This window comes from Collinsella aerofaciens, assembly GCF_015560135.1.
GTDB lineage: Bacteria > Actinomycetota > Coriobacteriia > Coriobacteriales > Coriobacteriaceae > Collinsella > Collinsella aerofaciens_AN.
Map to the genome: position 1 here is coordinate 1 of NZ_JADMRH010000041.1, position 5447 is coordinate 5447.

Here is a 5447-nt window from a genome sequence, read left to right on the forward strand (position 1 = left end):
GCCCCTCCGGTCTGGCAATATATCTCCTTGCCGCGCGGCCCGGTCGGACCGGATGAGCCGCAAAGCGTGCACCTTGAGAACCGGATACTGCGAGGATGGACACTTCAAGTGTCGCATCCGGGCAGACATCGAACCATTTGAAATGGTCTAACTTGGATTTGTTTTTCGCAAGGCCGCCGAGAGGCGGCCCCGAGAAATTCCTTTTCCTATACTAGAACCATATGAATCGAACGGAACCGATCAGCTAATAGTTGTGAGGACCGGACGGGCTCGAAGCCCATTTATTTTGGACGGAGAGTTCGATCCTGGCTCAGGATGAACGCTGGCGGCGCGCCTAACACATGCAAGTCGAACGGCACCTATCTTCGGATAGAAGCGAGTGGCGAACGGCTGAGTAACACGTGGAGAACCTGCCCCCTCCCCCGGGATAGCCGCCCGAAAGGACGGGTAATACCGGATACCCCGGGGTGCCGCATGGCACCCCGGCTAAAGCCCCGACGGGAGGGGATGGCTCCGCGGCCCATCAGGTAGACGGCGGGGTGACGGCCCACCGTGCCGACAACGGGTAGCCGGGTTGAGAGACCGACCGGCCAGATTGGGACTGAGACACGGCCCAGACTCCTACGGGAGGCAGCAGTGGGGAATCTTGCGCAATGGGGGGAACCCTGACGCAGCGACGCCGCGTGCGGGACGGAGGCCTTCGGGTCGTAAACCGCTTTCAGCAGGGAAGAGTCAAGACTGTACCTGCAGAAGAAGCCCCGGCTAACTACGTGCCAGCAGCCGCGGTAATACGTAGGGGGCGAGCGTTATCCGGATTCATTGGGCGTAAAGCGCGCGTAGGCGGCCCGGCAGGCCGGGGGTCGAAGCGGGGGGCTCAACCCCCCGAAGCCCCCGGAACCTCCGCGGCTTGGGTCCGGTAGGGGAGGGTGGAACACCCGGTGTAGCGGTGGAATGCGCAGATATCGGGTGGAACACCGGTGGCGAAGGCGGCCCTCTGGGCCGAGACCGACGCTGAGGCGCGAAAGCTGGGGGAGCGAACAGGATTAGATACCCTGGTAGTCCCAGCCGTAAACGATGGACGCTAGGTGTGGGGGGACGATCCCCCCGTGCCGCAGCCAACGCATTAAGCGTCCCGCCTGGGGAGTACGGCCGCAAGGCTAAAACTCAAAGGAATTGACGGGGGCCCGCACAAGCAGCGGAGCATGTGGCTTAATTCGAAGCAACGCGAAGAACCTTACCAGGGCTTGACATATGGGTGAAGCGGGGGAGACCCCGTGGCCGAGAGGAGCCCATACAGGTGGTGCATGGCTGTCGTCAGCTCGTGTCGTGAGATGTTGGGTTAAGTCCCGCAACGAGCGCAACCCCCGCCGCGTGTTGCCATCGGGTGATGCCGGGAACCCACGCGGGACCGCCGCCGTCAAGGCGGAGGAGGGCGGGGACGACGTCAAGTCATCATGCCCCTTATGCCCTGGGCTGCACACGTGCTACAATGGCCGGTACAGAGGGATGCCACCCCGCGAGGGGGAGCGGATCCCGGAAAGCCGGCCCCAGTTCGGATTGGGGGCTGCAACCCGCCCCCATGAAGTCGGAGTTGCTAGTAATCGCGGATCAGCATGCCGCGGTGAATGCGTTCCCGGGCCTTGTACACACCGCCCGTCACACCACCCGAGTCGTCTGCACCCGAAGTCGCCGGCCCAACCGAGAGGGGGGAGGCGCCGAAGGTGTGGAGGGTGAGGGGGGTGAAGTCGTAACAAGGTAGCCGTACCGGAAGGTGCGGCTGGATCACCTCCTTTCTAGGGAGATAAGTTCTTAGAGAGACATACTTTAACTCGAATAGAGGGCAGGAGCCCGTCCGGTAGATGTCGCCCGCGATGAAGTCCCCGCAGCACCCGGTCCCCGGGGTCGCACCCGCGTACCTTGAGAGCCGCATAGCGATAGGAGAGAGATGGAAGAGTATCCTCTTCCAGACTCGATTCTTTTCTGCGATTTATCAGACAGAATGATAGCAATCATTCATCCGATCCAAACAAGAAGAATTCACTTATATATGAGTGAGGAGCATCTGATCGCGAGCACAGTTCAACTACTGTGCCGCGGTATGAGATACCCGAATTGCGACATACGAGCGCTATTCATGATATCGATTAATTAACTTTAGCGACACGTGGATATCCCGCGGGCCCGATGCGGTCCCGCAAGATACCACGGGCGCACGGCGGATGCCTTGGCACAGGGAGCCGATGAAGGACGCGGCAAGCTGCGATAATCCCCGGCGAGGAGCACACATCCTTCGACCCGGGGGTCTCCGAATGGGCGAACCCATGCACAGCAGTGTGCATATCCCCCCGCTGAACACATAGGCGGGGGGAGGACAACCCGGGGAACTGAAACATCTAAGTACCCGGAGGAGAGGAAATCAATCTCGAGACTCCCCGAGTAGCGGCGAGCGAAAGGGGACCGATGGCCAAACCGTCGAGCGGGCATACCCGGCAGGGGTTCCGCCGACGGGGTTGCAGGGCCGCGCATCCGGGGGCTGCCGCCCCCGGGCGCAGGTCCGGCTGGGGAGCGGAACGGCATGGGAGGGCCGGCCGCAGCGGGTGACAGCCCCGTACGCGAACCCAGACCGGACGGCGCGACGCGGTCCCTGAGTAGGGCCGGGCACGTGAAACCCGGTCCGAACCTGGGTGGACCACCATCCAAGCCTGAGTACTACCCTGTGACCGATAGCGCACCAGTACCGTGAGGGAAAGGTGAAAAGCACCCCGGGAGGGGAGTGAAACAGTACCTGAAACCGTGCGCCCACGAGCAGTCGGAGCAACTTTATGTTGTGACGGCGTGCCTTTTGTAGAATGAGCCAGCGAGTCGCTGGCGCGGGGCGAGGTTAACCGAAAGGGAGCCGAAGCGAAAGCGAGCCTTAACAGGGCGACTTGAGTCCCGCGCCGCGGACGCGAAGCCGGGTGAGCTATCCGTGGGCAGGCTGAAGCGGGGGTAAGACCCCGTGGAGGGCCGAACGCACGTCGGTTGAAAACGGCGGCGATGACCTGCGGATAGGGGTGAAAGGCCAATCAAACCCGGAGATATCTCGTTCTCCCCGAAATAGCTTTAGGGCTAGCGTCGCGCGTTCACCGCCGGAGGTAGAGCACCGGATGGACGAGGGGGCTTCGCCGCCTACCGAATCCAACCGAACTCCGAATGCCGGCGGCCCAGAGCGCGGCAGTCAGAGCATGTGGGCTAAGCTGTGTGCTCGAGAGGGAAACAGCCCGGACCGCCCGCTAAGGTCCCCAAGTTCCAGCCGAGTGGCAAAGGATGTGCGTCCGCCCAGACAACCAGGATGTTGGCTTAGAAGCAGCCATCCATTCAAAGAGTGCGTAACAGCTCACTGGTCGAGTGGACATGCGCCGACAATACACGGGGCTAAGCTGGACACCGAAGCGGCGGGATTTTAATTCATTAGAATCGGTAGGGGAGCTTCCCATGGGCGGAGAAGCCGGAGGGCGACCGACGGTGGAGCGCATGGGAGTGAGAATGCTGGCATGAGTAGCGAGAGACGAGAGAGTAACTCGTCCGCCGTGAACCCGAGGTTTCCTGGGCAAGGCTAATCCTCCCAGGGTCAGTCGGGGGCTAAGGCGAGGCCGGGAGGCGTAGCCGACGCGCAGCAGGCAGACATTCCTGCACCGCGCACGCGGCGCTACGACCGACGGGGCGACGGATGGGGGTGGCTCGGCGGGGTTCTGGACGTCCCCGTGATGGAGCGCGGCCCGCGGACCAGGGAAATCCGGTCCGCACGAGGGCGAGGCTCCGGACGAAGCACTTAAGCGAAGCGAGTGAGCCCGAGGTCCCTAGAAAAACCCCTAGGCAGGCGCGTGCGCGCCCGTACCGCAAACCGACACAGGTGGGTGGGTAGAACATACCGAGGCGATCGGGTCAACCATGGTCAAGGAACTCGGCACAATGGCCCCGTAACTTCGGGAGAAGGGGTGCCCGCGCGTACGTGAACCGGCTTGCCCGGGGAGCGGAGGCGGGCCGCAGTGGAGAGGCCCAAGCGACTGTTTACCAAAAACACAGGACTCTGCAGAAGCCGCAAGGCGACGTATAGGGTCTGACGCCTGCCCGGTGCCGGAAGGTCACGCGGAGGAGTTAGCCGATTCGGCGAAGCCCCGAAGCCAAGCCCCGGTAAACGGCGGCCGTAACTATAACGGTCCTAAGGTAGCGAAATTCCTTGTCGGGTAAGTTCCGACCTGCACGAAAGGCGCAACGACTTGGGCGCTGTCTCGACCATGGACCCGGTGAAATTGCACTGGTCGTGAAGATGCGACTTACCCGCGGAAGGACGGAAAGACCCCGTGAACCTTCACTGCAGCTTGGCATTGGCCGCTGGTCCCGCGTGTAGAGGATAGGCAGGAGGCATCGATCCGGAGGCGCCAGCCCCCGGGGAGCCGCCCTTGGAATACTGCCCTCGCGCGACCGGCGTCCTAACCCGAGGCCGTCAACCGGCTCGGGGACCGTGCCAGGCGGGCAGTTTGACTGGGGCGGTCGCCTCCTAAAGGGTAACGGAGGCGCGCGAAGGTCCGCTCGGGACGGTCGGCAACCGTCCTTTTGAATGCAAGAGTACAAGCGGGCTTGACTGCGAGGCCCACAAGCCGAGCAGGTGCGAAAGCAGGCTCTAGTGATCCGGCGGCCCCGAGTGGGTGGGCCGTCGCTCAACGGATAAAAGGTACTCCGGGGATAACAGGCTGATCTTGCCCAAGAGTCCACATCGACGGCAAGGTTTGGCACCTCGATGTCGGCTCATCGCATCCTGGGGCTGGAGCAGGTCCCAAGGGTACGGCTGTTCGCCGTTTAAAGCGGTACGCGAGCTGGGTTCAGAACGTCGTGAGACAGTTCGGTCCCTATCCTCCGTGGGCGCAGGAGAATCGATGGAGGCTGCCCCCAGTACGAGAGGACCGGGGTGGACGCACCTCCGGTGAACCGGTTGTCGACCAACGGCACGGCCGGGTAGCCGCGTGCGGCGCGGATAACCGCTGAAGGCATCTAAGCGGGAAGCCGTTCCAGGGATTAGTTCTCCTTCCGGTAAGGGCCCAGGTAGACTACCTGGTCGATAGACGGCAGGTGCAAGGGCGGCGACGTCCTCAGCCGAGCCGCACTAATCGCCCGAGCTCTTCCGGAACCGCACCTCGCGGCCCGCGGGACATGCGCTCCATGCGCGGTCCGGGCACGAGGATGCCCCCGAGTCATCTTTCCCATTCGCCATGCGGCCCCCAGGGCACGCGACACGACCCAGGACACCGTACACGGTGGGCGCCGCCCACCGGTCAGCGGCCAGAGCATGGGGGGCACGCCCGGTCCCGTTCCGAACCCGGAAGCTAAGCCCCATCGCGCCGAGAGTACTGCGGGGTCAGCCCGTGGGAGGCCAGGGCGCCGCTGACCGGTGGACGGCACCGAGCCGT

3 rRNA genes are annotated in these 5447 nt (G+C 63.3%); all 3 read left to right on the plus strand.

Going from position 1 to position 5447, the window contains the following annotated elements:
- The first annotated feature begins 287 nt into the window (after positions 1-287).
- The 3 genes from I2H19_RS09770 to rrf all read left to right on the plus strand — a co-directional run bounded on the left by I2H19_RS09770 (position 288) and on the right by rrf (position 5427).
- Positions 288-1793: ribosomal RNA gene (locus I2H19_RS09770) — 16S ribosomal RNA — on the plus strand.
- A gap of 399 nt (positions 1794-2192) precedes the next feature.
- A 23S ribosomal RNA gene (locus tag I2H19_RS09775) occupies positions 2193-5167 on the plus strand.
- A 144-nt stretch (positions 5168-5311) separates the two neighbouring features.
- Positions 5312-5427 (plus strand): 5S ribosomal RNA (rrf, locus tag I2H19_RS09780).
- The 16S, 23S and 5S rRNA genes sit together here, the layout of an rRNA operon.
- The last annotated feature ends 20 nt before the right edge of the window (positions 5428-5447 follow it).